The 3,377-nt window shown below is 38.1% G+C and carries 2 protein-coding genes; both read right to left on the bottom strand.

The genetic code is table 11. The annotated features are described in order from the left end of the window. The coding region (locus B4237_RS08655) for a putative bifunctional diguanylate cyclase/phosphodiesterase (RefSeq protein WP_286942739.1) at positions 1-1,851 on the bottom strand (1,851 nt) is incomplete at its 3' end. A 578-nt stretch (positions 1,852-2,429) separates the two neighbouring features. Beyond that, positions 2,430-3,377, bottom strand: a 948-nt coding sequence (ilvC, locus tag B4237_RS08650) for a ketol-acid reductoisomerase (protein WP_286942737.1), incomplete at its 5' end; no start/stop codon positions are given.

Raw genomic sequence — 3,377 nt, 5'->3', positions numbered from 1 at the left:
ATCAGTTAAAAAACCACGATCAATTTTAAGTTCATCAATTGGTAAATCTTTTAAATACAAGAAGCTTGAATAGCCTGTACCGAAATCATCAATCGCGATCTTAATCCCTAACTTACGTAATCGTTCTAAGGTTCGAATGCTCGAATCAATATGATGCATTGCTGTAGATTCGGTAATTTCAAGGATAAGATGTTCAGGCTGAATTTGATATTTTTCTAATAATTTTTCGAGTACACAAAATAGTTTTTTATTTTCGAACTGTAAGGCTGATAAATTCACCGCGATTGGATAAAAGGGACTATTACTCTGCTCCCATTTTTGAATTTGCTGGCAAGCTTGCTCTAGCGCCCAATACCCCATTGGAATAATAAGTCCCGTTTTCTCTGCCCCCTCAATAAACATTTGCGGAGTAAGCAACCCTAAACTTGGGTGTTTCCAGCGGATTAATGCCTCAACGCCACAAATTTCATAATTTGCAGTGAACTTAGGTTGATAGAAAAGAACAAATTGCTGTTCCTCAACGGCTTTATACAAATCATTAATCAATTTAGATTGACTGCGAACATCTTGCTGATCACTCATCGAATGGAAAATCGTATACGTATTTCTTCCCTGCTCTTTGGATGCCAGCATAGCGACATCGGCATTGATCAGTAAATCTTGAACATTGGTTCCATGTTCAGGATACATCGCAATTCCAAGGCTAGCTGAAATATTGATTTCTTTATTTGCAATGAGATAGGTTTCTTGAATGAAATGAAGAATTTCTTCGGCGAGTTGCATCGCTTCATTCATATCGGTGTTTTCAGAAATCAAAACAAATTCATCACCACCAATGCGAAATAATTTCTGAGAGGGTGTTAACTTATCATGTAAACGGTTTGCCATTTTGATGAGGAGCTGATCACCAATATGATGACCAAAAGCATCATTCACAGATTTAAAGCGATCTAAGTCAATATATAAAAAAGCGGCTTTTTGCTCGCTTAAACGATGATGGCTAAAGATGACTTCTGCATAATCAGTTAAAAATAAACGGTTCGGTAATTTGGTTAATGAATCATGTAAAGATTGAGCTGCAAGCTCTCTATTGATTCTAGTGAGTTGTAAATTACGTTGTTCTAAGCGAGCTTCAAGTACAGCCACCGCAAAACCTGCAACGAAAACTAAACTCGTAATAAAAATAATGGTGAACAGTAATACACTTTGTTCTGTCTGAGCGGCGCTGAGAACTTTTGCAATGCTCTCATCAAAAGAGGTTGCGGCCATTCCCGTATAATGCATACCGACGATGCTCAATGCCATGAGCACTGCAACAATCGCTTTCAGTCCAGTTCGATACTTTACGGCTGTCTTATATTTAAAAACGAATAAAAAGCTAAGCCCAGAACCACAAATCGCGATCAAAATCGAACAGATCACCAGTAAAGGATCGTAACGCATTTGGTGATGTTCAACAGATAGCGCAAGCATCCCTGTGTAGTGCATCCCCGAAATTCCCAGCCCCATAAAAACTGCGCCAAGAATTAAACGCGGCATCGGTAATGTTGGACGGGTTGTTAACCAAACAGCAAAGACAGAAGCAATAGCCCCAACGAGATAAGAAAGTATGGTTAAACTAACGTCAAAATTATAGCCTTCTGGCAAGTGGCTAGCCAGCATTCCCACAAAGTGCATTGCCCATATTGCTAATCCTAAGATTAAGCCGCTCGTCACCAAAATGCTTTTTTCAAACTTTTTATAAGCTGCTTTGAAAACGAGTTCTTCCATTGAAACTGCAGCATAACAAGTTGCTACTGCAACCAGAATGGAAACGATGACCAATGTGCTATCGTAATCAACGTGTACCATAAAGGACTTCCATGATTATTCAGTACTTTTTTTTATTTGTTGAGCGAATTGCTCAAAATCAGAACGATCCTTCACACTCAAAAAAGATACAAATTGTGTATTCATAAACTTTCCTTAACAATAACATCATCTAGCATAAGGTCAAGTCTTTTTCACTTTATAAATCAATAGAATAAAAACATATAATCATTTCAAACCAATGAAAAGTATTGTTTTTTTATTACAACTTTTTGACCAAAAGACTTAATTATTTTAGCTAGATATTTTTAAAATTAAACTTCGTATTTTCTTGTTGATTTTAAATTGAACTGCAATATCGAAGAATGCAGCAATCTTGTTGTTTTTGTCACGTTTAAATCGCTTTGATTCGCCATTTAACATTTCTATATTAGGCTTTTTTTTAATCAAAATTGTTATAACTCTGTTATCAAAATAAAAAAGCCCCGTATTCAACGAGGCTTTTTGGGATAAATGAAAAACTTAGTTTTTCTCTTTATCAACGATTTTGTTTGCTTGAATCCAAGGTATGAACAAAAATGGGAAGCAACGCTTCCCATTTTTGTGCAAGGCACGTAACCTTAGTTTTTCTCTTTATCAACAATCTTGTTTGCTTGAATCCAAGGCATCATCGCACGTAATTTATTACCTGTAACTTCGATACCGTGAGCAGCATTTTGACGGCGGCGAGCAGTCATAGATGGGTAGTTCAACGCACCTTCTTGAATGAACATCTTCGCATATTCACCAGATTGGATACGTTTCAATGCATTACGCATAGCTTCACGAGACTGTTCGTTGATTACTTCAACACCAGTTACGTATTCACCATATTCAGCATTGTTAGATACTGAATAGTTCATGTCAGCAATACCACCTTCGAACATCAAGTCAACGATGAGTTTAAGCTCATGTAAACATTCGAAGTAAGCCATTTCTGGTGCATAACCAGCTTCAACCAAAGTTTCGAAGCCCATTTTAACCAATTCAACAGCACCACCACAAAGAACTGCTTGCTCACCGAATAAGTCAGTTTCAGTTTCTTCACGGAAAGAAGTTTCGATGATACCAGTACGACCACCACCTACGCCTGATGCGTAAGAAAGCGCAACGTTACGTGCATTACCAGAAGCATCTTGGTGAATTGCGATTAAGTCAGGAACACCTGAACCACGTTGGAATTCTGAACGTACAGTGTGACCTGGTGCTTTAGGCGCAACCATAATTACGTCTAAGTCCTTACGTGGAACAACTTGGTTATAAAGAACAGAGAAACCGTGAGCAAATGCTAACGTTGCACCTTCTTTGATGTTTGGCTCAATTACGTCACGATAAAGCTGAGCTTGGAACTCATCTGGAGTCAAGATCATCACTAAGTCAGCTTGAGCAACAGCAGCTGGAACTTCAGATACTTTAAGACCAGAGTTTTCAGCTTTTTTCCAAGACGTTGAACCAGCACGTAAACCAACAGTTACGTCTACGCCAGAGTCTTTCAAGTTAAGTGCGTGAGCATGACCTTGTGAACCATA

The organism is Acinetobacter sp. UBA6526, assembly GCF_002434875.1.
Lineage (GTDB): Bacteria > Pseudomonadota > Gammaproteobacteria > Pseudomonadales > Moraxellaceae > Acinetobacter > Acinetobacter venetianus.
Note: the sequence above shows the minus strand (reverse complement) of the source record. Positions and strands in the feature narration are given on the sequence as shown.